Origin of the sequence: Sandaracinobacteroides saxicola, from assembly GCF_014117445.1 — a bacterium.
Taxonomy (GTDB): domain Bacteria; phylum Pseudomonadota; class Alphaproteobacteria; order Sphingomonadales; family Sphingomonadaceae; genus Sandaracinobacteroides_A; species Sandaracinobacteroides_A saxicola.
Genome location: NZ_CP059851.1, coordinates 561,277 through 585,796, shown reverse-complemented (window position 1 = coordinate 585,796; position 24,520 = coordinate 561,277). Strand labels below are relative to the sequence as shown.

The 24,520-nt window shown below is 68.5% G+C and carries 29 protein-coding genes; 17 read left to right on the top strand and 12 right to left on the bottom strand.

What is annotated here, in order from left to right:
* Positions 1-61 precede the first annotated feature (61 nt).
* The 10 genes from H3309_RS02780 (at position 62) to H3309_RS02735 (ending at position 10,343) form a co-directional block, all read left to right on the top strand.
* On the top strand, positions 62-802 hold the full coding sequence (locus tag H3309_RS02780; RefSeq protein WP_182297269.1) for a GntR family transcriptional regulator: 741 nt from the start codon (positions 62-64) through the stop codon (positions 800-802).
* The gene (locus H3309_RS02775) at positions 799-1,203 is read left to right on the top strand and encodes a hypothetical protein (RefSeq protein ID WP_182297268.1); all 405 of its coding nucleotides are present in this window, start codon (positions 799-801) and stop codon (positions 1,201-1,203) included. Before H3309_RS02780 ends, H3309_RS02775 begins: the two co-directional genes overlap by 4 nt.
* Positions 1,200-1,751 (top strand): DUF1330 domain-containing protein, encoded by a 552-nt coding sequence (locus H3309_RS02770; RefSeq protein ID WP_182297267.1) that lies wholly within the window; start codon positions 1,200-1,202, stop codon positions 1,749-1,751. The genes H3309_RS02775 and H3309_RS02770 overlap by 4 nt, the downstream gene beginning before the upstream one ends.
* Complete coding sequence (locus H3309_RS02765; RefSeq protein WP_182297266.1) at positions 1,748-2,122, top strand: c-type cytochrome; 375 nt, start codon at positions 1,748-1,750, stop codon at positions 2,120-2,122. Before H3309_RS02770 ends, H3309_RS02765 begins: the two co-directional genes overlap by 4 nt.
* A 164-nt stretch (positions 2,123-2,286) precedes the next feature.
* The gene (locus H3309_RS02760; protein WP_182297265.1) at positions 2,287-4,980 is read left to right on the top strand and encodes a TonB-dependent receptor; all 2,694 of its coding nucleotides are present in this window, start codon (positions 2,287-2,289) and stop codon (positions 4,978-4,980) included.
* On the top strand, positions 4,980-5,858 hold the full coding sequence (locus H3309_RS02755) for a hypothetical protein (protein ID WP_182297264.1): 879 nt from the start codon (positions 4,980-4,982) through the stop codon (positions 5,856-5,858). The genes H3309_RS02760 and H3309_RS02755 overlap by 1 nt, the downstream gene beginning before the upstream one ends.
* 3 nt (positions 5,859-5,861) lie before the next feature.
* Complete coding sequence (locus H3309_RS02750) at positions 5,862-7,289, top strand: flavin monoamine oxidase family protein (RefSeq protein ID WP_182297263.1); 1,428 nt, start codon at positions 5,862-5,864, stop codon at positions 7,287-7,289.
* Between the two features lie 10 nt (positions 7,290-7,299).
* Entirely contained in the window at positions 7,300-8,199 is a 900-nt protein-coding gene (locus tag H3309_RS02745) for a DUF1838 family protein (RefSeq protein WP_182297262.1), read from the top strand.
* A 5-nt stretch (positions 8,200-8,204) separates the two neighbouring features.
* Positions 8,205-9,200, top strand: a complete 996-nt coding sequence (locus H3309_RS02740; RefSeq protein WP_207791552.1) for an NAD-dependent epimerase/dehydratase family protein — start codon at positions 8,205-8,207, stop codon at positions 9,198-9,200.
* A gap of 3 nt (positions 9,201-9,203) precedes the next feature.
* Positions 9,204-10,343: a nitrilase-related carbon-nitrogen hydrolase gene (locus tag H3309_RS02735; protein WP_182297261.1), complete on the top strand. Its 1,140-nt coding sequence runs from the start codon at positions 9,204-9,206 to the stop codon at positions 10,341-10,343.
* Positions 10,344-10,536: 193 nt separating this feature from the next.
* On the opposite strand, the gene H3309_RS02730 is transcribed toward H3309_RS02735, so the two are convergent.
* The 4 genes from H3309_RS02730 to H3309_RS02715 form a co-directional block, all read right to left on the bottom strand.
* The gene (locus H3309_RS02730) at positions 10,537-11,313 is read right to left on the bottom strand and encodes an ion transporter (protein WP_182297260.1); all 777 of its coding nucleotides are present in this window, start codon (positions 11,311-11,313) and stop codon (positions 10,537-10,539) included.
* The gene (locus H3309_RS17755) at positions 11,303-12,046 is read right to left on the bottom strand and encodes a DUF4236 domain-containing protein (protein WP_182297259.1); all 744 of its coding nucleotides are present in this window, start codon (positions 12,044-12,046) and stop codon (positions 11,303-11,305) included. Before H3309_RS17755 ends, H3309_RS02730 begins: the two co-directional genes overlap by 11 nt.
* Before the next feature lie 172 nt (positions 12,047-12,218).
* Entirely contained in the window at positions 12,219-12,608 is a 390-nt protein-coding gene (locus H3309_RS02720) for a PIN domain-containing protein (protein ID WP_182297258.1), read from the bottom strand.
* Complete coding sequence (locus H3309_RS02715) at positions 12,605-12,835, bottom strand: AbrB/MazE/SpoVT family DNA-binding domain-containing protein (protein ID WP_182297257.1); 231 nt, start codon at positions 12,833-12,835, stop codon at positions 12,605-12,607. Before H3309_RS02715 ends, H3309_RS02720 begins: the two co-directional genes overlap by 4 nt.
* Positions 12,836-13,191: 356 nt before the next feature.
* Between H3309_RS02715 and H3309_RS02710 the strand changes: the two genes are divergently transcribed.
* Together H3309_RS02710 and H3309_RS02705 are read left to right on the top strand one after the other, a co-directional pair.
* Positions 13,192-14,235 carry a pyridoxal-phosphate dependent enzyme gene (locus H3309_RS02710; protein ID WP_182297256.1) on the top strand — a complete coding sequence of 348 codons (1,044 nt, stop codon included), beginning with the start codon at positions 13,192-13,194 and terminating at the stop codon, positions 14,233-14,235.
* Positions 14,232-14,663, top strand: coding sequence for an ABA4-like family protein (locus H3309_RS02705; RefSeq protein ID WP_182297255.1), 432 nt, complete (start codon positions 14,232-14,234; stop codon positions 14,661-14,663). The genes H3309_RS02710 and H3309_RS02705 overlap by 4 nt, the downstream gene beginning before the upstream one ends.
* A 1-nt stretch (position 14,664) precedes the next feature.
* Here the strand turns inward: H3309_RS02705 and H3309_RS02700 are convergent, their stop codons facing one another.
* From H3309_RS02700 to H3309_RS02665, 8 genes are read right to left on the bottom strand one after another with little or no spacing between them, the layout of a single operon-like run.
* Positions 14,665-15,411, bottom strand: a complete 747-nt coding sequence (locus tag H3309_RS02700) for a tetratricopeptide repeat protein (protein WP_182297254.1) — start codon at positions 15,409-15,411, stop codon at positions 14,665-14,667.
* A complete protein-coding gene (locus H3309_RS02695; RefSeq protein ID WP_182297253.1) occupies positions 15,408-16,142 on the bottom strand; it encodes an alpha/beta fold hydrolase in 735 nt (244 codons plus the stop codon). Before H3309_RS02695 ends, H3309_RS02700 begins: the two co-directional genes overlap by 4 nt.
* Positions 16,139-16,408 (bottom strand): HPr family phosphocarrier protein, encoded by a 270-nt coding sequence (locus H3309_RS02690; protein WP_182297252.1) that lies wholly within the window; start codon positions 16,406-16,408, stop codon positions 16,139-16,141. The genes H3309_RS02695 and H3309_RS02690 overlap by 4 nt, the downstream gene beginning before the upstream one ends.
* Positions 16,405-16,809 carry a PTS sugar transporter subunit IIA gene (locus H3309_RS02685; protein ID WP_182297251.1) on the bottom strand — a complete coding sequence of 135 codons (405 nt, stop codon included), beginning with the start codon at positions 16,807-16,809 and terminating at the stop codon, positions 16,405-16,407. Before H3309_RS02685 ends, H3309_RS02690 begins: the two co-directional genes overlap by 4 nt.
* On the bottom strand, positions 16,806-17,699 hold the full coding sequence (gene rapZ, locus H3309_RS02680) for an RNase adapter RapZ (protein ID WP_182297250.1): 894 nt from the start codon (positions 17,697-17,699) through the stop codon (positions 16,806-16,808). Before rapZ ends, H3309_RS02685 begins: the two co-directional genes overlap by 4 nt.
* Positions 17,692-18,120, bottom strand: a complete 429-nt coding sequence (locus tag H3309_RS02675; protein ID WP_182297249.1) for an HPr kinase/phosphorylase — start codon at positions 18,118-18,120, stop codon at positions 17,692-17,694. The genes rapZ and H3309_RS02675 overlap by 8 nt, the downstream gene beginning before the upstream one ends.
* Positions 18,117-19,709, bottom strand: a complete 1,593-nt coding sequence (locus tag H3309_RS02670) for a sensor histidine kinase (RefSeq protein ID WP_182297248.1) — start codon at positions 19,707-19,709, stop codon at positions 18,117-18,119. Before H3309_RS02670 ends, H3309_RS02675 begins: the two co-directional genes overlap by 4 nt.
* Entirely contained in the window at positions 19,696-20,403 is a 708-nt protein-coding gene (locus tag H3309_RS02665; protein ID WP_182297247.1) for a response regulator transcription factor, read from the bottom strand. Before H3309_RS02665 ends, H3309_RS02670 begins: the two co-directional genes overlap by 14 nt.
* A 132-nt stretch (positions 20,404-20,535) precedes the next feature.
* On the opposite strand from H3309_RS02665, the gene H3309_RS02660 reads away from it, so the two are divergent.
* The 5 genes from H3309_RS02660 to H3309_RS02640 are packed head-to-tail and all read left to right on the top strand — an operon-like array spanning position 20,536 to position 24,471.
* Positions 20,536-22,161 (top strand): phosphoenolpyruvate carboxykinase, encoded by a 1,626-nt coding sequence (locus tag H3309_RS02660; protein ID WP_182297246.1) that lies wholly within the window; start codon positions 20,536-20,538, stop codon positions 22,159-22,161.
* A 9-nt stretch (positions 22,162-22,170) separates the two neighbouring features.
* Positions 22,171-22,593, top strand: a complete 423-nt coding sequence (locus tag H3309_RS02655; RefSeq protein ID WP_182297245.1) for an HI0074 family nucleotidyltransferase substrate-binding subunit — start codon at positions 22,171-22,173, stop codon at positions 22,591-22,593.
* Entirely contained in the window at positions 22,590-22,925 is a 336-nt protein-coding gene (locus H3309_RS02650; RefSeq protein ID WP_182297244.1) for a nucleotidyltransferase family protein, read from the top strand. Before H3309_RS02655 ends, H3309_RS02650 begins: the two co-directional genes overlap by 4 nt.
* Positions 22,925-23,446, top strand: coding sequence for a DnaJ domain-containing protein (locus H3309_RS02645; protein WP_182297243.1), 522 nt, complete (start codon positions 22,925-22,927; stop codon positions 23,444-23,446). The genes H3309_RS02650 and H3309_RS02645 overlap by 1 nt, the downstream gene beginning before the upstream one ends.
* Positions 23,443-24,471: an SEL1-like repeat protein gene (locus H3309_RS02640; protein ID WP_182297242.1), complete on the top strand. Its 1,029-nt coding sequence runs from the start codon at positions 23,443-23,445 to the stop codon at positions 24,469-24,471. Before H3309_RS02645 ends, H3309_RS02640 begins: the two co-directional genes overlap by 4 nt.
* Positions 24,472-24,520: the final 49 nt, after the last annotated feature.

Genomic DNA, 24,520 nt, shown 5'->3' with positions numbered 1-24,520 from the left:
CTAGCCATCATCGGGCAGGGTGCGCAAGAGAGCGGTTGCAACCGCGCGAGGGGACATCAGCTTGCCGCACCGCCGCCCAGCCGAACCACGCTATGCCCGGCTGGCGGCGCAGCTGCGCGACGAGATCCGCGGCGGCCACCTCCGCCCCGGCGACCCGGTCCCCACCGAAAGCGCGCTCACCGACCGTTTCGGCCTCAGCCGCTTCACCGTGCGCGCCGCGCTGAAACAGCTGCAGGACGAAGGCCTGATCACCCGCCGGCGCGGCAGCGGCACCGTCATCGCGGACGACACGCCGGCGCTGCGCCAGTCGTTCAGCGACCTGCGCGAAATCCTGCAATATGCCGCCAGCAGCAGCTTCCTCATCCAGGACCGGGGCGGCATCCGCCTCTCCCCCGCCCAGGCGCGCGACCTCCGCCGCCCCGCCGGGGAGGCCTGGCACCATGTCACCGGCGTGCGCCGCATGGCCGGCGCCACCGAGGCGATGGCGCTGACCGACGTCTTCATCCACCCCCGCCTCTCGGCGCACGTGCCCCACCTCGCCTCCGGCCACGAAACGCTGTTCAGCCAGCTGCAACGCCTCGCCGGCGTCCGCGTCGCCACCATCACGCAAGAGCTTCAGGCCGTCGCCGCCACCCCCGCCCAGGCCGCGCTGCTCCACATCCCCCGCCGCGCCCCCTGCCTCAGGATCCTGCGGCTCTATCGCGATCCGGACGGCGAAATCTTCGAAATGTCATCGTCGGTTCATCCCGGCGACCGTTACAGCTATGCTGTACAGATCGACGGACAGGAGACCACCCCATGATTCGCGCCACGCTTCTCATCGCAGCCGCCCTCAGCGCCACGCCCCTCCTCGCCCAGGCCGGCACCTATCGCGAGCGGCTCGTCACCGTGTACGGCACCGATGCCTGCCCGAAGGCAAGCAACCCCGACGAGATCGTCGTCTGCACCCGCCGGCCAGAGGAAGAGCGGTTCCGCATCCCCCGCCCGGTGCGGGAGACCGACACCAGCATCGACCGCCGCGACAATGTCGGCGAGCAGCGCGCCGCGCTCGCCAGCGGCAAGCCGTCGGCCACGGGCATCGGCAGCTGCTCCTCGGTCGGCCCCGGCGGCATGATCGGCTGCAACCAGGGCCTCAACGTCGTCGCCGCCGTCCGCCGCGCGAAGGAAGGCATCGAACGCGCCATCGAGCCGGTCGACAAATGAGGGCAGCGCTGCTCGCCCTCCTCCTCGCCACCCCGCTCGCCGCGCAGCCGGTCGCCGCGCCCACCGCGGCACCAACTTCTCCCGTCGCCGCGCCCGGCAGCCCGCCCCCGCCGCTCGACCCCACCGTCTGCGACAACAAGCCGGTCATCATGCTGGTGCGCGGCCTGTTGAAGGACCGCGCCCGCTTGGCGCAATATGCCGCCGCCATCCGCGCCTCCGGCCTCTACCCGAAACTGGGCGCCTATTATCTCAACAACCCGCGCAGCGTCGCCACCTTCGAAGGCACGCCGGCGGACAATGACAGCGTGCTGATGGTGCGCTTCCCCTGCTTCGCCCACGCCCGCGCCTTCTGGTACTCAGAGCTTTACCAGAAACAGATCATCCCCGTCCGCCAGAACCCCAGCGCCGGGGATTTCACCGTTACCGTCTATCCCGAGCTGCCGCTGCCCGATTACATGAAGGGCCGCGTCGCCGATGGCGCCTATGCCGCCCCCGCCGACCCGTCGGTCGCCGCCTCGATCCCCCGCATCCCGGAACCACCGAAATGATCCGCCTGACGCTCGCCCTGCTGCTCCTCGCCACAACGCCGGCCGGCGCCCAGGATGCCGCGCAGTTGAAACGGGGCCAACTGCTGTTCCTGCAATGCAAGGCCTGCCACACGGTGGAAAAGGCCGGCGCGCACAAGGTCGGGCCGAACCTCTTCGGCATCGTCGGCGCCGCCGCCGGCACCCGCCCCGGCTTCACCCTCTATTCCGACGCGCTCAAATCCTCCGGCCTCACCTGGGACGATGCCACGCTCGACCGCTACCTTGCCTCGCCGGCCGCGATGGTGAAAGGCAACAAGATGGCGTTCGCCGGCCTGAAGCAGCCGCAGGACCGCGCCGCGGTGATCGCCTGGCTGAAGTCCGCCGCGAAATAGGTTTTCTTTCCCGCTGCGGCATATCTGCAACGCCCGGCGATTGTTTTTTGCGGCTTTCATGAAAAAATCCTGCTCCCGCGTTGACGGGCGCGCGCGACTGATGAAATGTCCGGACAACTTCACCGTCAGGGAAAAAGGCCAAAGGCCGCAAAAAGGGGACCATCATGCTCACGCCGCGCACCATCACACAGGTTTCGCTCGCCGCCCTCGCGCTTTCCATGCTGGGCGGCACCGCCCTTTTCGCCCAGGCGGCGCCCGCCCCCACGGTCGCCGAGGCCGATGTGGAGGAGATCATCGTCACCGCCCGCAAGCGCGCGGAAAACCTGCAGGAGGTGCCGCTTGCCATCAGCGCCTTCACCGCCAGCCGGATCGAGGAGCAGGGCATCAAGTCGATCGCCGACATCGCGCAGCAGACCCCCGGCCTCAGCTTCCGCCAGGCCTTCGGCCGCAACGGCGACCGCCCGGTGATCCGCGGCATGTCCAACATCCAGGGCAACCCCAACGCCGCCTTCTTCGTCGACGGCATCTTCTTCACCGGCTCGATCAGCGCCTTCAACCTCGACAATCTGGAACGGGTGGAGGTCATCAAGGGCCCGCAGGCCGCGCTGTTCGGCCGCGCCACCTTCGCCGGCGCCATCAACTTTATCACCCGCCAGCCGGACAACACGCCGCGCGGCCGTCTCTCCGTCACTTTCGGGGAAGACGGCCTGCAGGAATATACCGGCTATGTCTCCGGCCCGCTCATCACCGACAAGCTGTGGGCGTCCGTGGATGCCAAATTCTACCGCTTCGCCGGGCAATACACCAACCTCGTCGATCCGGAGGAGAAGCTGGGCCGCGAGAAATCGCTGTCCTACGGCCTCACGCTGCGCGCGGCGCCAACCGAAAATCTCACCATCACCGCCCGCTACAGCCGCTCGCAGGACAATGACGGCGCCTATGCCATCGGCCGCCTGAACTGGGTGCCCGGCCAGACCGCCGCGGTGCCGGGCGTGCTCGGCATCAACAACAACGCGCTCAACTGTTTCCTGCCCAACCTTCGCCCCGGCGTCTTCGGCCCGGCGCCGGCGCTGCGTCCCGTCGCCGACAACCGCGCCCGCGGCTATAATTGCGGCCAGCTCAACACGCCCACGCAATTCGCGCTCAACAGCAACATCTTCCGCCAGGCCGGCATCGATGACGCGCTCAATCGCGACATCCTGCGCAGCTATGTGAAGGTCGAATATGACCTCAACGACTGGACGCTGACCGGCACCGGCGCCTACAACCGCCGCCGCCAGACCGTCGCCACCGACCAGGACTACAGCGACCTGCGCTCCCCCGGCTTCGAAACCATCGACCGCAGCGGCACCAAGGATTACACGCTCGAATTCCGCGTCGCCTCCCCCGCCGCATCCCGCGTCCGCGGCCTCGCCGGCGTCTATTATTACCGGGAGAAGGACTTGCCCGGCAACTACAGCGCCTCGCTGCCCGCCGTCGTCCCGCCGCCGCCCGCCGTGCCCTTCACCCGCAATTCGGTCTTCCTGGGCAGCGTCAAAAACCGCGCCGTCTTCGGCCAGCTCGAAGTCGACATCACCGACACGCTGACCGCATCGGCCGAGGCGCGTTACCAGGTGGAGGACCTGACCACGTCGGGCACCAGCAGCACCGTTGTCGCCGGCCAGACCTTCACCCGCTCCATCGTCGCGCCGCTGGGCGTCGCGCAGTACAAGAGCTTCCTGCCGCGCTTCACCGTCAACTGGAAGGCGACCGACGACGTCATGCTCTATGGCGTCGTCGCGCGCGGCAACAAGCCCGGCGGCTTCAACAGCGGCGTCTATTCGGCGCTCTATGAAGACAGCGAAGTCGCCCGCCTCGTCGGCCTCGGCCTCGACACCTTCCGCGAGGAATCGAGCTGGAACTATGAAATCGGCGCCAAGACCCAGTTCATGGACCGCCGCGTCACCGTCAACGTCGCCGCCTACAACATCGAATGGAAGAACCAGCAGCTGACGCAGACCATCCAGGTCGCCCGCCGCGACGGCGTGCTCGGCTCGGTCAGCTTCACCTCCAACGTCGGCAAGTCGCGCGTCCGCGGCTTCGAGCTCGAATCCAGCGCGAAAGTCACCGACTGGCTCGAACTCCGCCTTGGCTACGCCTTCCAGGATGCGAAGATCAGGGACTTCGTCGCCGACGACCAGGCCGACCTCTACATCACCGCCGCGGACATCAACACGCTGAACAGCACCGCGCCGCTGCCGGCCTTCATCCCCGCGCCGTCGCTTGCCGGCACCGGGCTGACCAGCTTCGCGCCCTGTCTCGGCGCCTCGCCCGATCCGCGCTGCACCGCGCCGATCCTGACCTATGCGCAGGGCTATCTGACCCAGCTCAACGCCGCCACCCCGGCGCGCTTTGCCGCCGTCAACGCGCTGCTCGCCGCGCGCGGCAACGCCGCCGGCAACAGCCTGCCGCGCGTGCCGAAGCACCAGATCACGCTGGGCGGCACCATCAACGTGCCCATCACCGACACGGTCAAGGCGCTGTTCACCGCCAACCTCGCCTATGAAAGCAAGCGCTACATCCAGGTCGACAACCTCGGCTGGTCGGGCGACAGCTACAATCTCGGCCTGCGCGCCGGGGTCGAGTTCGATGGCTTCAGCATCACCGCTTTCATGACCAACGCGCTCAACGACCGCACGCCGGTGGACATCCTGCGCTCGATCGACAACCGCCAGACCTATTTCCGCCCGGCGCTCCGCCCCGGCGAGGCGACGGCGAACCTCGGCGGCGTCAACGTCAGCAGCGCCAACCTGCGCGATTTCGCCGTCACCGCGCCGCGCCTGCGCAACTTCGGCGTCACCGCGGCCTACAAATTCTGATGCACCCCATCAGGCCAGTCATCGGGGCGGCGGGGATCATCCTCGCCGCCCTTTCTTTTTCGGCCGCGCACGCCCAGGGCACCGACCAGCTCCCCGCCCAGCGCGACCTGATGGTGCTCGGCGCCTGGTTCGCCGGCGACAGCCGCTGGGACAGCATCGAGCAGGCCTATTTCGAGGGGCGACAGCGGCGGGAGGGCGGCAATGAGCGGGACGCCGTGGACTTTCCCCGCCGCGACCTGACGCTGGAACGGCTGGCCACCACCGATCTGCTCGCCCTGCGCGCCAGCGTCGCCGGCGCCCCATCCACACGCTGGCGCTTCACCGCCACCCCAGAGGGCGTGCGCCTGGCGCGCGACGATGCCCCCGGTTGCGACCTGCTGCTGACCCGCGCCGCCGCCAGCTTCACCGGCAGCACCGGCCCGGGCTGCCGCGCCCCCCTGTTCCTCGATATCGGCGAGCGCACCATCCTCCTCGGCCCGTCGCCCGCCCGCGCCACCCGCTACCTGAAATCCCGCGCCTTCACCTGCTATGTCGACATCCCCGGCGTCGGCGGTGGCCGCGCCATCCCCTTCAAGCGCTTCGGCCCCTTCACCGTCCCCGACCAGGGCGGCAGCGCCCGCTTCGACACGCATGAAACCCCGCCGCGCACGCTCGAACTCCGCCTGCGCAACGTCGCCTGGGCCTACAACAACGCGCCTGGCGTCTTCACCCGCAACTCGCTCACCCTGTACATCGCCGAAATCGCCGCCGACGGCGGTTCGAAGGAGCTCGCCTATGTCTTTGGCGAACCCAAGGCGCAGCGCATCGGCATGAACCTCAAGCAGCTGCTCGCCAATTGCGCCATGGTGCCCCTGAAAGACGCGAAACCGGAGTTCTGAACCATGCTCGACCGCCGCGACACGCTGAAACTGGCGGCCGCCGCCACCGCCGCCGCGATGCTCCCCACCGGCGCCCGCGCCAGTGACGCTGTCGACACCGTCGTCATCGGCGCCGGCCTCTCGGGTCTGGAGGCCGCGCTCACCCTGCAGGAACAGGGCCAGCGTGTCCTCGTCCTCGAGGCGAAAAAGCGCGTCGGCGGCCGCCTCTACACGCTCGATGATGTCGATGGCCACCCGGAGGCCGGCGGCAACGGCATCGGCAGCGGCTACGCCCGCCTGGTCGACCGCGCCAAGACCCTCGGCGTCAACCTCGTCGATGTCCGCAACCGCACCGAATTCGGCACCGACAACACCCTCATCCACCTGCGCGGCGAGAACATCCGCCTCGCGCAATGGGAAGGCCACAAGCTCAACCCCTATACCGGCGATCTCCGCAAACGCGCCCCCTGGCTGATGGGCTTCACCGGCCTGCGCCCCTACCAGCCGCTGCCCGAGGCCGCCGCCTGGCGCGACCCCGCCTTCGCGCAATATGATGTCTCCGTCGCCGACTTCCTCGCAGCCAAGGGCTGGAGCGACGAGGCGCTTCGCCTCGCCTACGCCACCAACCCCAGCTACGCCAACAGCGCGCACGACCTCTCCGCCATGATGTGGTTCCACATCTTCCGCAATGCCGAGCTGATGTCCGCCGCCGGCCCCGGCACCTTCGCGATTCAGGGCGGCAACCAGCGCCTGCCCGAAGCCATGGCCAAGGCGCTGAAAAACCCCGTCCGCACCGATGCCGTCGTCCGCCGCATCGCAAGCAGCGCCACCGGCGTCGAAGTCACCCTGCAGGACGGCGGCAAGGTCACCGCCAAGCGTGCCCTGATCGCGCTCCCCGCCACCGCGCTCCGGCTCATCAGCCTCGATCCCGCCCCGCCCGCCAAGCAGCAGGCCGGCATCGACCAGCTGCCCTACAACCGCGTCTTCCAGGTCCATTACGTTCCCACGCGCAAGTTCTGGGAGGCGGACGGCCTGCCCACGGGCATGTGGACGGACACGCTGGCCGGCCGCTTCATCGGCCTGCGCTATGGTCCCGACCCCAGCGTCATCACCAGCTTCGTCGCCTTCGTCAGCGGGTTCGCCGCCGACCGCCTCGACCGGATGGAACCGGCGGCCGCCGCCCAGGCCGTCCTCGAAGACCTCATGCGCATCCGCCCCGCGGCAAAAGGCGCGCTGACCCCGGTGAAGGTCGTCAGCTGGGCCCGCGACCCCTTCGCCGGCGGCGCCTACGCCTGCTGGGCACCCGGCCAGGTCCGCGCCTTCGCCAACGAGATCGGCAAAGCCTGGGGCCGCCTCCACTTCGCCGGCGAACACACCTCCGAAGTCGCGCGCGGCATGGAGGGTGCCTTCGAATCCGGCCAACGCGCCGCGCTCGAAATCCTCTCCGCCTGAAAGGTCCGCCATGCTTGCCAACCGTCGCCAGTTCGTCGCCACCACCGGGCTCCTCACGCTGGCCGCCACCGCCGGCCTCAGCGTCCGCGCCGATGCCGCCAGCCGCGCCACCTTCGATCCGAAGGATCCCCGCTTCAACATGCTCACGCTCGCCCGCCTGCAGAACGACCTCAGCGGCAAGGTGCAGTTCGGCTACTCGAAGGGCCGCGTCTTCGGCCTCAACCCCGGCGCCGGCCTCCCCATCCCCGACTATGGCAAGCGGCTCTATGATTACGAGGGCGCCAGCGTCAGCCGCACCCGCGAGCTCCCCAACGGCGACATCGAGACCGTCAGCCGCAGCTGGCTCTTCTACACCGACCCCGCGACCGGCGCCTATCTCAAGGAATGGCGCAACCCCTACACCGGGCAGACCGTCCCCGTTCCGCCCTTCCGCGGCGGCATCGGCGGCGGCACGCTCACCCCCAACGGCCCCAAGGTGAGCGCCAATTTCACCATGGAATCCACGGTCTTCAACCGCCCCACCGAGCTTGAGTTCACCACCATCGGCGACAAGACCTGGGTCAGCCGCGCCGCCTTCACCCGCTGGACGCCGAAGGGCGCCACCCAGGCCCGCACCGAAATGACGCTCGACACCTGGGTCATGCTCACCCGCGACCTGCTGAACCCGCGCCTCACCAGCATTCCAGCCACCAGCAGCTGGACCAGCCAGACCGAGTTCCAGACCTGGCTGAAAAACCCCCCCGAACAAAAAGGCGCCCAACTCTGGAAAAGCGACGGCACCAAAATGTCCCGCCTCGCCGACCTGCCCCCCGCCTTCGTCGCCCAATGCAACGCCGAACACCCCGGCATCCTCACCGACCCGCTCGAGTTTCCCTCTCCTTCAGGGGAGAAAGCGACGCGAGCGGGCTGACGATCGTGCGACGCGCGCTCATCATCGGCGCAGGCCAGATCGGCGTGGCGGTCGCGTCGCGCCTGATGGCGGCGGGCACCAGCGTAACCGTCGCCAACCGCAGCCCGGCCGTGGTGCCACCGGGCGTGCGCCTGCACCTGCTGGACGGGCCTGACCTCCGGCCGGCCCTCGCCGGTGGCGTGGACCTTTTGCTCAACACCGTCGCCTTCGACGCGGCGGACACCCGGCCGATGCTGGACGTCGCCGGCGATGTCGGGACACTCATGGCGATCTCGTCGGCCAGCGTCTATCGCGATGCGGCGGGCCGGACGCTGGACGAAGCGCGGGTCACCGGTTTTCCCGACTTCCCCGTGCCGATCAGCAGCCAGCAGCCGACGGTGTCAGCCGGGCCGGCAACCTATTCCACCCGCAAGATCGCGATGGAGCAGGCACTGGCGGACAGTGCCCACCCGTCCATCGTCATCCTGCGCCCCTGCGCGATCCACGGGCCCTTCAGCCGTCATCCGCGCGAATGGTGGGTCGTGAAGCGCTTGCGCGACGGGCGTCCGCGCATCCCGCTCGCGTTTGACGGCACAAGCCGCTTCCAGCCCACCGCAACCAGCCGCATCGCGGCGGTGGTGGAGGCAGCCATCGGCCGTCGCGGAGTCACTATCGCCAACGTCGCGGACGCCGACTGCCCCGATGCCGCCGGGCTGGTCGGCATCATCGCCCGGCATCTGGGCCGGCAGGTACGCGTCGTCCCGCTTGCCGGCAGCCCGCGCGGCGCGGTCGGCTATCATCCCTGGTGCGTTCCCGGGCCCAAGGTCGTTGCGGATGAAGGCGTCACATTGGGAGCAGAAGCGCCCTTGAGCTATGCGGCAACGGTCGGCCCCGGCCTCGACTGGCTCATGGCCCAAACCACCGACTGGCGGGAGGCCTTTCCGCCGCTGGCCGCCTATCCGTTCGACCTGTTCGACTATGCCGCCGAGGATGGCCACATTGACCTCGCCATGAAAGGATGACCGATGGACAAAAGTCTCGCTGAAATCAGCCGTCGTGCCCTGTTCCATACCGGCGCGCTCGGGGTCGCCGGGCTGGCCGCCGTTCCCGCCATGGCCGCCATGGGCAAGGGGCCGGACACCACCACCCTCATCCCCGACGGCACCTACGCCACCGTCCCCCTCGCGCAGGACTCGGTCAGCCTCGGCATCTGCCAGACCCGCGTCCGCCCCATCGACGCGGCATCGCCGGAAAAGGGCCGCGCCGAAAACCTTGCCCACATGCTCGACCTGATCGACGCCGCCCAGGCCTATGGCGGCCGCCGCGACATCCTTTTCTTCCACGAATTCCCCCTCACCGGCTGGAGCTATGAGTGGGGCCGCAAGGAAGCCTTGCGCGTCGCCATCGATGTCGACGGCCCCGAAGTCGCCGCCATCGGCAAAAAGGCCAAACAATATAACTGCATGATCGTCTTCGGCAGCTACGCAAAAGAACCCGCCTGGCCCAACCACTTGCTGTCGATCACCTTCATCATCGGCCCCGACGGCCGGATCCTCGACAAGCATTGGAAGGCCCGCAACATCAAGGGCGTGTTCGTCGGCTTCGAGCTGTTCACCACCACCATCCACGACGTGCTCGACCGCTATGTCGAAATGTATGGCTGGGACGCCGTTGTCCCCGTCACCCGCACGCCGCTGGGCAACCTCTGCACCAGCAGCACGCAGCGCGAGTTCGAATATATCCGCGCCATGGCGATGAAGGGCGGGGAGATCATCCTGCGGACGGCATCCGGCGGCTTCTCCGACCTCGATATCGCCGCCAGCGCCTTCTATAACGGCGTCTATGTCGCGATCTGCAACAACAGCATCTCGCCCGGCATCGGCAAATTCTTCGAGGCCGCGGGCGGCGGCGGCAGCGCGCTCTACGGCCCGGACGGCAAGGTGGTGCAGATGGCCGAAACCCAGGCCGAGGAACTGGTCGGCGCCACCATTCCCATCCGCGCCTTCCGCGCCCGCCACCGCCAGCCCAACGTTCACACCGACCTCATCCTGAAGGAATATGAGGCCTACCGCAGCCGCCACCCCGCCAACCTCTTCGCCACCTACCTGCCGACGGACGGCCAGGACGCCAAACGCTTCCTCGCCGACAAGAGCCGCTGGAAATAAAACCCCTCTCCCGCTTTCGGGAGAGGGGAGTCGAAGACGACGCAAAGCGTCAGCGGCCCAGCCGCAGGCTGGGAGGGTGAGGGAACGACACCCCTCCTGCCCCGCGCAGCGGAGAGCGGGAGGGGCGACTCGCGCCAGCGAGCAGGGGTGGGTACGCGTCATCCTCGCTACAGTGGGTGCCGCTTCCGGATGCTCACCGCTCGTCATCCTTGTGCCGTTGCACCGCCTCGCTGAAAGCAGCCGCCAGTATCCCCGTCGGCAGCGCGATCAACCCGATGGCAATGATGGCAACCACCGCCGCAACAAACTTCCCCACCACAGTCTCCGGGTAAACATCGCCATAGCCAACCGTCGTCAGCGTGACGACAGACCACCAGAGCGCGCGCGGAATGCTGCCGAACTTGTCGGGCTGAACCTGCCCTTCCGCCCAGTATAACGCGGTCGCAGAGAGCAGCATGGCAGACAGCCCGAACGCCAAGGTCAATTGCAACTCCGTGCGTCGGGACCACACAGCTTCCGAGATGTAGAGCCACGCCCTGCTGAACCTCCCCAGCTTTGCCAGCCGCACCAGCCGCATCACGCGCACCAGGCGGAGCACCACAAACCCACCCCCTGCCCAGGCTAGCAATGTCGGCAGAATGGCCAGAAGGTCGATGATTGCCGCGGGTGAAAGGGCATAGCGCAACGCCGGCCAACGCTTGCCGGCATAGTGCGGATTCTCCTTCGCAACCCATAGCCGGGCAACATATTCGAGCAGGAACAACAGCGCAAAAACCAGATCGGCTGTCGCGAAAAAGGCCCGGTGGGCGTTCGATATCGCAGTCTCCGTATCTATGACCGCAAGCGTCGCCGCCAGGACGATCAGGACGACAATCAACCGGTTCAACCATGAGAGGCCCGGTTGTTTTCGCGCCCTGGGATCGAGCAGCCGATACAGACCGGCACGCCAGCCTGGCCGTTCAGACGCCATAGCGCTTATTCCCTCCGCTAGTCAGACAATAACGCCCGCCCCGTGGGCCAACACAAATTCTGCCGGAACCGCAAGGGCAGTTATAGCTGCTAGTGTAGGTTGATCGCGATGGGCGCACAGCGGCGCGGTACTGATAACCAGCGTGGGGACGTGCTGTTGCCGGGCTCCGGCGCGGCGGCGGTGAAATCTCGTTTTCCGCAAGCAGTGGCCGCGACACCCAGCATGTGGCGGCTGGCAGGCGGTCAATGCGCGCCCAGCCATTCCTCGTCTCTGCAATCGTCAAAAGATCATTCTGGTCGAATTTTGCTATGATCGCCGAGCGGAATGATGCCATTTTTCGGCAGTTCGCCCGTGTCGGACGCACATATAATCGTTCCGGACTTGCAGTATCGCCAATTGTCCCGGAGCCGGCCAGACCAAGTGATGATACAGACGAGGCATCGGGTTTCGGGGCAATGGCTGCCGCGAGCCCAACAAGACAAAGAAGACCGATTATAACAGCGGCTACCCCTCCGCCGCATCCTGTTTGCTGACTGCCCGCGGTTGGCATCGACCCCAGTCGCGTGGAATAGGAAAGTCCGGTTCCGGGCAAGCCGGCGGAACCGGTCAACCCTTTTCGACCGATGTTCGCCGTCAGTCCTGGCCTGCCCAGACTTAAGCTGAAACCGGATTTACTGGCATTCAACCGAACACCGGGCAATAATCCGAAAGATTTGCGAAACCTGAAACCCACAGCCGCCCCCACGACATCGCCATTTCACAATCGGACACCGCTGCACGGAAATGTCAATCGATGATCAAGCCCACAGATGTTCGCAGCTGAACGATATAAGGAATCCCTCTAGCTCAGAGACTGCTTTATTCTTCGAATAGTACGCGAATCCTGCTTTCGACAGCCCTTGCCCTCACCCGGCCAATCGCACCCCCTCCTGCCGCGCAAACCGCCGGTCGAACGTCACCGTCTCCGCACATCCCGCCGCACGACCCGAATGGTGCACCAGCGCATCGGCAAAATCCGTCGCCTCATCCGCCAGCGCCGCCCGTACCACATCAGGCGCCTCCACCCGGATATCCCGCGTCGCCATCAACTGGACGATGATTCCCCGCACCCGCCCCTTCGGCACGTCATAGCTGTTCACCAGAGAGCACCACAGCTCCGCCAGCACCACCAGCCCGACAAAGCCGGGCGTCGCCGGGCTCAGCCGCGCTTCCATCACCTCGGCGGCGACAACGGCTTGCGCCGGGTCATCCTGAACGATGTATCGCAACAGCACATTTGTATCGATGGCGATCATCCGCGCGGCAACATCCGGGCCTCGATCTCATCCAGCGACAGCGCTGGCCCCACATAGCCGGCACTCCCCTTCAGCGCCCGAATATCCCCCACCCGCGGTCGTGCCAGCAGATGGCCCTCCTCCGTCACGCTGAAATCCAGCTGCATCCCGGCCTCCAGCCCCAACCGGCTGCGGAGGTCTGCGGGGATCGTCACCTGTCCTTTGGTCGTAAGGGTCGCAATGGTCATGCGCCTTACATAGCGTAAGGAGCCAGTTTCGGCAACGGCCCCTAACAGCACCTCAGCGAAAGTCCTTGCCAAACGCCGCTGATTGCAGTAACCATATCGGTTATTCAGCTCAACCGGATTGAACGCCGTGAAACACCCTGTAACGATGCCGACACGATCCGAGCCTTTGTAGGATCGAAGCAAGCTCGAAACTGCGAACCCTCCTTACGCAAAACACCGAATTTGAGTAACCCGATACCGCAAAATGACCCAAAAATGAAAAGAACACGAGAATCTATCAAGAATTCGTCGCCGCAACAAACCAACAGCCCCTGCGCGGCAAAGCCGCGCGAACTCGGGCAAACAGGATGCTGAGAATGTGGAAGAAAGAAGGTGAAGAAAGAAAAGGGCGTGGCCAAGCCACGCTGTCGGACGTGGCGGTCGGCGAACCCGACCGCACGCCGGCCAGGCTTGCGCGAGTCGACAACAGCTTCGCTATTGTTGCGCCGCGCTGCGCCCTGCACCGCACCCCCATCCTCACCTGCCGCACGCTCGACTCCCTCACCGGCGCCACCCTCTTCTTCAAATGCGAGAATTTCCAGAAAACCGGCTCCTTCAAGGCCCGCGGCGCCAGCAACGCCGTCGCCCGCCTCTCTCCCGAGGCCGCCGCGAAAGGCGTCGTCACCCACAGCAGCGGCAACCACGGCGCCGCGCTCGCCATGGCCGCCCAGGCGCACGGCATCGCCGCCACCATCATCATGCCCCGCACCGCGCCCGCGGTGAAGAAAGCCGCCACCGCCGCCTATGGCGCCACCATCATCGAATGCGAACCCACCTTCGCCGCCCGCGAAGCCGCCTGCGCCCGGGTCATCGCCGATACCGGCGCCACCCTCGTCCATCCCTTCGACAATGATGACGTCATCGCCGGCCAGGGCACCGCGGCCGCCGAACTCCTCGCCGACATCCCCGACCTTACCGTCATCACCGTGCCGCTGGGCGGCGGCGGCCTGCTCGCCGGCACGGCGCTGGCCGCGAAAGCCCACAACCCCGCCATCCGCGTCATCGCCGCCGAACCCGAAGGCGCAGCCGACGGCGCGCGCGGCTTCGCCTCGGGCCTCCGCGAACCCATGCCAAACCCGAAAAGCATCGCCGACGGCCTCCTCGGCCAGATGAGCGAACGCACCTTCGCCATCATGCGCGCCCATGTGGACGCCGTCGTCACCGTCAGCGAAGCCTCGATCATCCACGCCATGCGCCTCATCTTCATGCACATGAAGATCGTCATCGAACCCAGCTGCGCCGTCCCGCTCGCCGCCATCCTGTCGAACGCCTGGGAGGCGCGCGGCCAGCGCGTCGGCATCATCCTCACCGGCGGCAACGTCGATCTCGACCGCCTGCCCTGGATCAAGGACCCCGCATGACGCCCGAAAAATTATTCAGCCTTGCCAACGGTTTCGCCATGCTGGGCTGGCTGGCGCTCGCGCTCCTCACCCCCTTCCGCCGCCCCCTTGCCATCCAACTCGCCCGCTGGGTCGCCGCCATCACCTGCGGCTTCTACGCCACCCTGCTCATCCACGGCCTCGCCTTCGGCCAAGGCGCGCCCGAAGGCGCCGGCTTTACCAGCCTCGCCGGCGTCATGCTGCTGTTCCAGACGCCGCAAGCCGTGCTCGCCGGCTGGGCGCACTATCTCGCCTTCGATCTCTTCGTCGCCACGTGGGAGGCCGAGGATGCCGAGCGCAGCAACGTCCCCACCTGGGCGCTCTACCCCTGCTTCTTCCTCACCCTCATGTCCGGCCCCATCGGCCTGCTGCTCTACCTGTCGATCCGCGCCTTCCGCCAGCGCCGGTAAGTCACTCCGGATTCGCCGCCAGCGCCCGCGCCGCGGCGTCCGCCTCCGCCGAGCCCGGCGCCACCTCCCGCCAGTATCCGCGCGCCGCCGCCACATCGCCCGCCAAGCCGGCGATATTGCCCGCCTCCAGCAGCGCCGCCGGTGTCCGCCCCAATGCCAGCGCCCGGTCGATGTCCGCCTTCGCCGGAACCAGCTCGCCCGCCTCCCGTGCCAGCGTTGCCGACAGCAGCCAGCCATCGGCATTGTCCGGCGCCAGCGCCTTCGCGCGGGTGAGGTCGGCCCTTGCCTGCTTCCGGTCGCCCGCCTCCACCGCCGCCCGCGCCCGGTCAATATGCAGCTCGGCGGCACGCTTCGGCGCGAAATCGCCGATGCCCGACAGCGCGCTGTTGAAATGCGCCATCGCCATCTTCGCATCGCCCGCCAGCAGCGCGGCATTGCCCGCCTGCCCCCAGAAATCCGCGGCGAACGGCTCCTTTGCCGCCTCCGCCGCCTGCGCCGCCCGCGCCAGCGTCGCCGCCGCCAGCGCCGGCTTCCCCAGCTTCAGCTGCGCCAGCGCCAGGCAATGCCGCGCCGGCAGGCCCCCGCCCAGCGCCTGCCACTCCGCCGCGAACGCCTCGGCTTTCACGGCATCGCTCTCCAGCGCCCGCACACAGCCGTCATAGCGCGCCTTCTCCCGCGCTGACTGCACCACCGGCTGCGCCATCAGCGGCGCCGCCATCATCACCGCCACCAGCAACCAATGTCTCACAACGCCTCCAGCACCGCATCCAGCGTGCCGCCCAGCAGGGCCAGATCGCCCGGCCGGCTCAACCGATGGTCGCCGTCCTTGACCAGGATCAGCTGAACATCCGCTGACCCCAGCGCCGCCATCAACCGCAGGGAAACATCCCACGGCACATCGGCATCCGCCTGCCCATGCAGCAACCGCACCGGCCCCTCAAAGGCAACCAGCCCGTCCAGCGCCCGCGCCCCGTCCGCATCTTCCAGCAGCGCCCGATGGTAACGATAGGGCGCGTCACCATAGGCACTCGGCCGAGAGACATAGCCTCGAGCACTCAATTCCACCCGGTCCGCCTCGTCCAGCACCAGCCCCCAGTCCGTGAAATCCGGCGCCGCCGCGATCCCCACCATGGCCCGCACGTCCAGCATCCCCGGCAGCCGCAGCATCACCCAGCCGCCCATGCTGCTCCCCACCGGCACCACCGGTCCCCCGCCAACGGCCGTCACCACCGCCGCCACGTCCGCCGCCCAGCGCCGGATGCCGCCGTCCGCGAAATCACCCCCGCTCGCCCCGCAGCCGCTATAGTCCAGCCGCAGGAAGGCGCGGCCCCTCGCCCGCAAATGCCCTTCCAGGAACAACGCCTTGGTGCCGCTCATGTCGGACATGTAGCCGGGCAGGAACAGCACCAGCGGCCCGCGCCCGGCATGATGGACAAAGGCCAGCTCAACGCCGTCTCCCCTGTCCACCCGCCGCATCATTCCTCGCCGAACTTCGCCTCGATCAGCTCGACCACCGCCTTCAGCGCCGCCTCGGCCTGAACCCCCTCCGCCCGCACCGTCACGCTGTCCCCCGGCGCGGCCGCCAGCATCATCAGGCCCATGATGCTCGTCCCCGTCACTTCCTCGCCGTCCTTCGCCACCCACACCTGCGCGTCATAGCCGGTCACCAGCGTCACCAGCCGCGCGCTGGCACGGGCGTGCAGCCCGCGACGATTGCGGATCACCACCTCGGCGGACAGGCTCAAGCCGCCTCGCCCAGCACCGTGCTCGCCAGCTTGATATACTTCCGCCCGGCATCCTCGGCGATCGCCACCGCCTCCCGCAGCGGCTTCGATTGCCGCACCGTCGCCAGCTTGATCAGCATCGGCAGGTTCACGCCCGCGATCACCTCCAGCTGCGGCTTCCCCATCAGGCTGATCGCCAGGTTCGATGGCGTGCCGCCGAACATGTCGGTCAACAGGATCACGCCCTTGCCCGTGTCCACCCGCTCCGCCGCTTCGGCGATATGCACCCGCCGCGCCTCCATGTCGTCGTTGGCGCCGATGCAAATGCCCTCGCACTGCGCCTGCGGCCCCACCACATGCTCCATCGCCAGGATGAACTCGGCGGCCAGCCGGCCGTGGGTTACCAGAACCAGTCCGATCATGCGACTTCGTTCGCCCCTTCCTCAACCACCGGGTCCTCGCCCCGGTCGCGGTGCACCACCGTCGCCGGCCATCCCGCCGCCGCCAGCCGCAGCGCCGCCGCCTCCGTCACCGCCACCGAGCGATGGCGGCCCCCGGTACAGCCGAACGCCACCGTCACATAGGCCCGGTCCTCGCGCCCATAGCCGGGAAGAAGTTGCAGCAAAAGGGCCGAAATCGCCTCGAACGCCGGCGCATAGGCCGGGTCCGCCATCACATAGGCCGCCACCGCCGGATCCGTCCCCGTCAGCAGCCGCAACGCCGGCACCCAGTGCGGATTCTTCAGGAAACGCATGTCGAACACCAGGTCGGCATCGCGCGGCACGCCGCGGGCATAGCCGAAGCTCATCAGCGTCAGCGTCAGCGCGCCGTCGCGACCGCCGGCAAAGCGCGTCGCGATCGCCCGCCGCAGGTCGTTGCTGCTGTAATCCGTCGTGTCGATCACCGCATCGGCATGGCGCCGCAGGTCCGACAGCAGCTCGCGCTCCCGGGCCACGCCGTCGCCCGCCGGGCGGTCATTGGCCAGCGGATGCCGCCGCCGCGTCTCGGAAAAGCGCCGCACCAGCTCATGCCCGGCGCAGTCCAGGAACAGGATTCGGATCGCGCGGCCCGCCGCCCGCTCCGCCGCCACCGCCTCTACGATCGCCGCCGCATCGAACGCCCGCGTCCGCGTGTCCAGCCCCAGCGCCAGCGGGCGTTCCGTCGGCGCCGCCAGCAGCGTCGGCAGCAATGACAGCGGCAGGTTGTCCACCGCCTCATGCCCCAGGTCCTCGAACGCCTTCAGCGCCGTGGACTTGCCGGCGCCCGACATCCCCGTCACCACCAGCACATCGGGTTCGCGCAGCTCAGTCATCGTGCGACCATAGCCGATCCCGCAGCACGAGTCCCACCGCCGCTTCGGCCCGCAGCACCGCCGACGCGCCGAACGGTGGCAATATCAGCGCCGGCACGTCGATGCCCAGCCACGACAGATGCCGCCGCTCCGGCAGCCGCGGCATCGACTCGTCCAGGATCAGCGCCAGGCGCACCGTCGCCGCCACCGCCGGAAAGGCCAGGATGCCAACCCCCCGCACCTCCAGCCGCCCCGCCAGCACCGCCGGTGCATCCGCCCACAGCGCCTCCCCCTCTCGCCGCAGCACCACCCGGTCGTCCGCCACCAGCATCGCGCCGCGGTCGATCAGCCGCAGCGCCAGGTCGCTCTTGCCGCTGCCCGATGGTCCCAGCAGCAGCACGCCCGCCTCCCCCACCCGCACCGCGGTCGCATGGATGTTCACAGCGCCGGCAGCGTCACGGTGAACCGCGCGCCCCCCACCAGGCTGGCGTCGCCCACCGATATCCGCCCGTCCAGCGATTCCACGATCGCCCGGGCGATCGACAGCCCCAGCCCGCTGTGCTGGCCATAATGCTCGCCGTCCGGCCGCTCGGAATAGAAGCGCTCGAAAATCGCCTCCCGCGCCTCCACCGGCACGCCCGGCCCCTGATCCTCCACCGTCAAAGTCACCACGCCGTCGCGCTTGCCCACATGCACGGCCACCACGCCCCCCGGTGGCGAGAAGCTCAGCGCATTGTCGATGAGATTGCGCGCCACCTGCCCCAGCCGGCCCGGCTCCGCCGCCACCAGCGCCTCGCGGCCATCGCTCTCCAGCTTCAGCTTCACGCCCTCGGGCAGCGTGCCGGTGGTGGTGATGGACTGCACCATGGCCGCCATCATCGCCCCCAGGTCGACCGGCTCCAGCCGCGCCCGGCTCAATTCCGCATCCAGTCGTGAGGCCGCGCTGATGTCGGTCACCAGCCGGTCGATGCGGCGCACATCGGCCTGGATCAGGGCATAGAGCTGGCTCCGGTGCTCGCGCACCTTCACCGTCTGCAACGCCTCCACTGCCGAGCGCAGGCTGGCAAGCGGGTTCTTTAGCTCATGCGCCACGTCCGCGGCAAAGGCTTCCGTCGCGTCGATCCGCTGCCGCAGCGTTTGCGTCATGTCGGCGAGCGCGCGCGCCAGCGCGCCGATCTCGTCGCGCCGGCCGGGCAGCCGCGGCACCACCACGTCGCGCGCCCGCCCCAGCCGCACGCGATGCGCCGCCAGCGCCAGCTGTCGCAGCGGCCCCACGATGGTGCGCGCCAGGAACCCGCTCAGCAGCAGCGACAGCGCCAGCACCGCCAGGAAGATCAGGAAATAGGTCGCCCGCTCGCCGCGCACGATGTCGATCAGGTCCGCCGTCCCCGCCGTCAGCATCACCGTCCGGCGCGGCGGCGGCCCCATGACCGGCGCCGCCGCCTGCAGGATGACGATGCGGTCATCGCCCAGCCGCGCCGCGCTCGCCGTCTCGCCCAGCGGCAGCCGCGCCGCCCGCGCCACCTCCGGCCAGCCGCCCGCCGGTTCGGCATAGGCCGGCAGCACGGCGGCGCCGGTGAACAGCTCGATCGCCCGGTCGATCGCCACCGCGCTCTTCTGCGGAAAACCGGGCGTCGTCGGATCGCGGGCGGCAAAGCGCGCCGTGCCCGCCACCCGCCAATTGTCCGCCAGTAGGCCGCCGGCGCCGTCATACATCCGGATCCGCGTTCCCCGCGTCACCGGCACCGCCGCCAGCAGGCCGTCATCGATGCGCCCGCGCCCGCCCAGCAGCGCCGCCACGATCTCGGTCTGTGCCCGCAACTCGGCGTGCCGCGCCTCGATCAGCCGGGCGCGGAAACTGTCCAGATAAAGCACGCCGCCCGCCAGCCCCAGCAGCGCGAACAGGTTGACCGCCAGGATCCGCCACGAGAGCGACCGCGTCGCCGTCCAGCGCGGCACGCCTCGCGCCGGGCGGTCAATCGTCGCGGTCCAGCGAAGCGGCCACGGACCGCGCCGTTCACTCTTCGACATCGAAGCGATAGCCGACGCCATAAAGCGTCTCGATGCTGTCGAACGCGGGATCGACCAGCCGGAACTTCTTGCGCAGCCGCTTGATGTGGCTGTCGATGGTGCGGTCATCGACGTAGACATCGTCGGAATAGGCCACATCCATCAGCGCGTCACGGCTCTTCACGAACCCCGGCCGCTGCGCCAACGCATCCAGGATCAGGAACTCGGTCACGGTCAGCGCCACGTCCGCGCCCCTCCAGCGCACCCGGTGCCGCGCCGCGTCCATCTCCAGCGCGCCACGCCGGATTGGTTCCGCCACCGCTTCCGCCGGCACCTCCGGCGCCGCCCGCGCCGCCGTCCGCCGCAGCACCGCGCGGATGCGCTCGATCAGCAGCCGCTGGCTGAACGGCTTGCCGATATAATCGTCCGCGCCCATCGCCAGCCCCAGCGCCTCGTCGATCTCGGTATCCTTGCTGGTCAGGAAAATGACCGGCAGGTCGCTCTTCTCGCGCAGCCGCCGCAACAGCTCCATGCCGTCCATGCGCGGCATCTTGATGTCCACCACGGCCAGGTCGGGCGGGTTGTCCAGGCACCCCTTCAACCCCGCCGCGCCATCGGAATAGACCCGGGTCACGAACCCCTCCGCCTGCAACGCGATGCTGACCGACGTCAGGATGTTGCGGTCGTCATCCACCAGCGCGATGGTCGGTTGCATGGTCGCCTTGCCTGCACGGTTGAACCTTGTTTTGCTATCACAGAAGCAAGGCTTGCCGTCAAAAGCCGTCATCGCGGCTTGAAGAATCCGCCGCTTCGCGCCATGGGGCGGCCAGTTCTCGCATACCTATGCATGAAGGGGCCTTCATCCGTGACCATCACCATCCCCCGCCATGACCTTGCCGCGCAGGGCATTGTCACGCCCGCCGCGCTGCACTGGAACCTCGGCACCGCGCCCCTGGTGGAGCTTGCCGTCAAGCGCGGCGAAGGCATCCTCGCCAAACATGGCCCGCTGGTGGTGGAAACCGGCAAGCACACCGGCCGCAGCGCCAACGACAAGTTCATCGTGCGCGATGCCGAAACCGAAAATAGCGTCTGGTGGGGCAAGACCAACAAGTCGATCACGCCCGAACAATTCGCCGCGCTGCGTGCCGACTTCATGGCCGCGCTGGCGGCAAGGGACACGCTGTTCGTGCAGGACCTGTACGGCGGTTCGCAACCCGAACATCGCGTGCAGGTGCGCGTCATCACCGAATATGCCTGGCACAGCCTGTTCATCCGCACGCTGCTGGTGCGGCCCGAAGCGTCGGCGCTGGCCGACTTCCTGCCCGAATATACCATCATCGACCTGCCCGGCTTCGTTGCCGACCCGGCGCGCCACGGCTGCCGCAGCGAGACGGTGGTCGCCGTCAATTTCAGCGAGAAGCTGATCCTGATCGGCGGTACGCGCTATGCCGGCGAGATGAAGAAGAGCGTGTTCGGCATCCTCAACTATCTGCTGCCGGTGAAGGGCGTCATGCCGATGCACTGCTCGGCCAACATCGGCCCCAATGGCGACACCGCTGTCTTCTTCGGCCTCTCCGGCACCGGCAAGACCACGCTGTCGGCCGACGCCAGCCGCACGCTGATCGGCGACGACGAGCATGGCTGGTCCGACACCGCCGTCTTCAATTTCGAGGGGGGCTGCTACGCCAAGATGATCCGGCTCTCGCCCGAGGCCGAGCCGGAAATCTTCGCCACCACGAAACGCTTCGGCACCGTCCTCGAAAATGTCGTTATCGACCCCGTCACGCGGGAGATCGACCTCGACGACAACCGCCTGGCCGAGAACAGCCGCGGCAGCTACCCCATCGATTTCATCCCCAACGCCAGCGCCGACAACCTCGGCCCCGTCCCCAAGAACATCATCATGCTGACCGCCGACGCCTTCGGCATCCTGCCGCCGATCGCCAGGCTCACCCCCGACCAGGCGATGTACCATTTCCTCAGCGGCTACACCGCGCGCGTGGCGGGCACCGAGATCGGCGTGACCGAGCCCGACGCCACCTTCAGCACCTGCTTCGGCGCCCCCTTCATGCCGCGCCACCCCAGCGTCTATGGCAATCTGCTGAAGGAACGCATCGCCAGGGGTGGCGTCGATGTCTGGCTGGTCAACACCGGCTGGACGGGGGGGGGCGCCGGCACCGGCGGCACCGGCACCCGCATGCCGATCAAGGTCACCCGTGCGCTCCTCAACGCCGCGCTCGACGGCAGCCTGAAAAATGCCGAGTTCCGCCGCGATCCCTTCTTCGGCTTCGCCGTCCCCGTCAGCGTCCCCGGCGTCCCCGAACAGATCCTGGACCCGCGCGGCACCTGGCCCAACCCGGCCGACTATGACGCCAAGGCGCGGAAACTCGTCTCGATGTTCGTCGAGAATTTCGCCCAGTTCGAAAGCCACGTCGAACAGGGCGTCCGCGACGCCGCCCCGAAAGCCGCCTGAAACGCTGCCATGGCCCAGCCCGACCTCCCGCGCTGGGCCACCAGGTTCGACAATTACAGCCGCGCCTATGACCTGCTGTGCGAAGCGCTCGACCGCGACCGGCTCAACCCGCTGGAGCAGGAAGGCACCATCCAGCGCTTCGAATACAGCTGGCAGCTCGCCTGGTCGCTGCTCGCCGACGATCTCACCGAACAGGGCATTCCACTCGAACCCCGCACGCCCGCGGCGACCATCCGCGCCGCGGCGGCCGCCGGCCTGATCCACGACGCCAGCATCTGGATGGAGGCGCTGAACGCCCGCAACAAGCTGAGCCACGTCTATGATGCCCGGCTGTTCGAGGCCGCCATCGCTGACCTCCGCACCCGCTATCGCCCGCTGTTCGAGGCGCTGCACAGCCATTATGCCGCCCGGCGACAGGGGCTCTCGTCATGACCGACGCCGGCCTGAGCGACTGGGACGCGCGCATCCTGCAGGGCCTGCTCATGCCCTACGCCCACCGGATCGACCGCGTCGCCGTGTTCGGCTCCCGTGCCGCCGGCACCGCGCGGCCGGCCTCCGATCTCGACCTTGTGCTCTATGGTCCGCTGACCGAGGCCGAGACCGACCAGCTTGTCACCGATCTCGACGAATCCCTCCTCAGCCTCAATGTCGATGTGGTCGCCTACGAGCGCCTTCGCCACCCCGCGCTCAAATCGCGTATCGATGCGACCGCCAAAACCCTCTACACAGGCGACATGCTCCGCCAGCTCTCCAGCCCCGCCTGATGGCCCGCTTCCGCCGCAGCGATGACTGGGGCTTCCCCCGCTGGCGCGACTATGGCGCCGCCCGCGCCGCGCAGAGCGTGGCGCTCTGCGATCGCCACGGCTGCGACCAGCCCGGCACCTGCCCCGCCCCCAAGGCCCCCAACAGCCGCGAGAAGTGGCTGTTTTGCACCGCCCACGCCGCCGAGTACAACGCCGGCTGGGACTATTTCGCCGCGCTGGACGCTGCCGGCGCCGCCGCGCAGGAGGAATCCGAAACCCGCGAGGCGCGCGGCTATGGCAGCGCCAAACATTGGGGCTGGGGCGAGGGCGACGGCTCCCGCAGCCGTGCCGAGCTCGACGCGCTGCGCCTGTTCGACCTGCCGACCGATGCCGATGCCGACGCCATCAAGGCCGCCCACCGCCGCATGGCGAAGGCCAACCACCCCGACCTGAACCCCGGCAACGCCGCCGCCGCCGAGCGCTTCCAGGCCTCGCAGGCCGCCTATGAAATCCTGCTCGCCGCAGAGGCGCGCCGCGCGTGAAGGCCGCGCTGCCGCTGCTCCTGCTGCTCGGCGCCTGCGCCACCAACGACCGCCCCTGCCCGCCCTTCCCCACCCTCACCACCACCCTCGCCCGCTCGGCGCTCCCCATCGCCCCCAACGCCACCCGCGCCGGCCTCGCCGAACGAGCCAAGGCCACCACCGACGCCATGGCCCGCGCCCGTGCCGAAGCGAACAGCCCCGCCGCCCGCCTGCTCGCCCAGGCCGCGCTGGCCGACGAACTCCCCTGGCTGCTGAAGGCGCGGGACTGGGACCGCATCCAGACCCTCATCGACAGCGGCCGCGCCCAGGGCCTGCTCAACACCACCGTCTCCCTGGCCCTCGAACCCGGCATCCTCGCCCTGCCGCCCGGCCTGCTGCCGGTGCGAAACGGCCTGCGCAACGGTCGCCTCCTGCTCTTCTCCCGCCTCGACAACAACGGCCGCCTGCCCGAGGCGATGGGCATGGCCGTCGGCTGGGAGCCCAACCCGCTCAACGCCGACAGCAGCGCCGGGGCCCGCGCCACCGCCGACAGCGCCGCCTGGATCCTCGGCTTCGACGCGCCGACCCTCCCCGAAAACACCGATGCCGCCCCGTACCGCGAAGCCGTGAAGGCCGCGCTCGCCTGCCGCGCCGACCAGAACCAGCAACCCGCGCAGCTCACCCGCGCCATGCTGCAGCGCGAAGGCCTGCTGCTCCCCGCCGACGCCGCCACCGCCCGCAGCACCTATGCCGCCATGGCCGCCACCACCGGCGGGACGATGTATGTCTATGTCCCCGGCGTCGATGGCCGGCCCGGCTACACCATGCCGGTCAACACCCCCGTCCGCCCCGGCAATGTCGCCGCCCAGCGCGAGCTCGGCCTGATGCTGCTGGCGGGCGAAGGCGGCAAGACCGACCGCGAAGCCGGCTGCGAATCGCTGCTGCGCGCGGCGCGCAGTGCCGACCTCTCCGCCATCAGGGCCGCCCGCGCCGCCCAATGCCCGGCCGCGGACACGCTGCCCCGCCTCGACCCGCCCAACCCGTAAGACACGGCGCGGCGGCCACGCCCTCGCCTGGATGATTGCCAAGCTGGAT

What these genes read in the sequence shown, in the direction of transcription:
- H3309_RS02775 (WP_182297268.1), top strand. Translation starts at nt 799, where the DNA reads ATGATTCGCGCCACGCTTCTCATCGCAGCCGCCCTCAGCGCCACGCCC.
- H3309_RS02770 (WP_182297267.1), top strand. Translation starts at nt 1,200, where the DNA reads ATGAGGGCAGCGCTGCTCGCCCTCCTCCTCGCCACCCCGCTCGCCGCG.
- H3309_RS02765 (WP_182297266.1), top strand. Translation starts at nt 1,748, where the DNA reads ATGATCCGCCTGACGCTCGCCCTGCTGCTCCTCGCCACAACGCCGGCC.
- H3309_RS02760 (WP_182297265.1), top strand. Translation starts at nt 2,287, where the DNA reads ATGCTCACGCCGCGCACCATCACACAGGTTTCGCTCGCCGCCCTCGCG.
- H3309_RS02755 (WP_182297264.1), top strand. Translation starts at nt 4,980, where the DNA reads ATGCACCCCATCAGGCCAGTCATCGGGGCGGCGGGGATCATCCTCGCC.
- H3309_RS02750 (WP_182297263.1), top strand. Translation starts at nt 5,862, where the DNA reads ATGCTCGACCGCCGCGACACGCTGAAACTGGCGGCCGCCGCCACCGCC.
- H3309_RS02745 (WP_182297262.1), top strand. Translation starts at nt 7,300, where the DNA reads ATGCTTGCCAACCGTCGCCAGTTCGTCGCCACCACCGGGCTCCTCACG.
- H3309_RS02735 (WP_182297261.1), top strand. Translation starts at nt 9,204, where the DNA reads ATGGACAAAAGTCTCGCTGAAATCAGCCGTCGTGCCCTGTTCCATACC.
- H3309_RS02730 (WP_182297260.1), bottom strand. Translation starts at nt 11,313, where the DNA reads ATGGCGTCTGAACGGCCAGGCTGGCGTGCCGGTCTGTATCGGCTGCTC.
- H3309_RS02720 (WP_182297258.1), bottom strand. Translation starts at nt 12,608, where the DNA reads ATGATCGCCATCGATACAAATGTGCTGTTGCGATACATCGTTCAGGAT.
- H3309_RS02715 (WP_182297257.1), bottom strand. Translation starts at nt 12,835, where the DNA reads ATGACCATTGCGACCCTTACGACCAAAGGACAGGTGACGATCCCCGCA.
- H3309_RS02710 (WP_182297256.1), top strand. Translation starts at nt 13,192, where the DNA reads ATGTGGAAGAAAGAAGGTGAAGAAAGAAAAGGGCGTGGCCAAGCCACG.
- H3309_RS02705 (WP_182297255.1), top strand. Translation starts at nt 14,232, where the DNA reads ATGACGCCCGAAAAATTATTCAGCCTTGCCAACGGTTTCGCCATGCTG.
- H3309_RS02695 (WP_182297253.1), bottom strand. Translation starts at nt 16,142, where the DNA reads ATGATGCGGCGGGTGGACAGGGGAGACGGCGTTGAGCTGGCCTTTGTC.
- H3309_RS02685 (WP_182297251.1), bottom strand. Translation starts at nt 16,809, where the DNA reads ATGATCGGACTGGTTCTGGTAACCCACGGCCGGCTGGCCGCCGAGTTC.
- rapZ (WP_182297250.1), bottom strand. Translation starts at nt 17,699, where the DNA reads ATGACTGAGCTGCGCGAACCCGATGTGCTGGTGGTGACGGGGATGTCG.
- H3309_RS02670 (WP_182297248.1), bottom strand. Translation starts at nt 19,709, where the DNA reads ATGTCGAAGAGTGAACGGCGCGGTCCGTGGCCGCTTCGCTGGACCGCG.
- H3309_RS02665 (WP_182297247.1), bottom strand. Translation starts at nt 20,403, where the DNA reads ATGCAACCGACCATCGCGCTGGTGGATGACGACCGCAACATCCTGACG.
- H3309_RS02660 (WP_182297246.1), top strand. Translation starts at nt 20,536, where the DNA reads ATGAAGGGGCCTTCATCCGTGACCATCACCATCCCCCGCCATGACCTT.
- H3309_RS02655 (WP_182297245.1), top strand. Translation starts at nt 22,171, where the DNA reads ATGGCCCAGCCCGACCTCCCGCGCTGGGCCACCAGGTTCGACAATTAC.
- H3309_RS02650 (WP_182297244.1), top strand. Translation starts at nt 22,590, where the DNA reads ATGACCGACGCCGGCCTGAGCGACTGGGACGCGCGCATCCTGCAGGGC.
- H3309_RS02645 (WP_182297243.1), top strand. Translation starts at nt 22,925, where the DNA reads ATGGCCCGCTTCCGCCGCAGCGATGACTGGGGCTTCCCCCGCTGGCGC.